Source organism: Pseudomonas sp. SIMBA_067 (assembly GCF_046534675.1).
GTDB classification, from domain to species: Bacteria; Pseudomonadota; Gammaproteobacteria; order Pseudomonadales; family Pseudomonadaceae; genus Aquipseudomonas; species Aquipseudomonas putida.
The window spans coordinates 1-251 of record NZ_JAWRYH010000972.1; the positions used below are offsets into that span (position 1 = coordinate 1).

At 38.2% G+C, this 251-nt stretch carries 1 protein-coding gene; it reads left to right on the top strand.

Annotated elements, in window-relative coordinates:
- Positions 1-203, top strand: a 203-nt coding sequence (locus SB765_RS32110) for an aldehyde dehydrogenase family protein (RefSeq protein WP_410932824.1), incomplete at its 5' end; no start/stop codon positions are given.
- Positions 204-251: the final 48 nt, after the last annotated feature.

The window sequence follows — 251 nt, forward strand, 5'->3', positions numbered from 1 at the left end:
CGTATTTTTATAGCCAAAACATTAAACAAATCTATCGTATAAGCGAAGGGTTAGAGTTTGGCATGATAGGTGTAAATGAGGGGGTTATATCAAACCCTGTAGCACCGTTCGGTGGGGTAAAACAATCAGGCCTTGGAAGAGAGGGTGGTCACCAAGGTTTAGATGAATACCTAGAAGAAAAATACGTATGTATTAGAGTTTAACTCTATAAACTGTTCAGATGAGTTAACCGTTTAGCGTTTTAAGTTGCT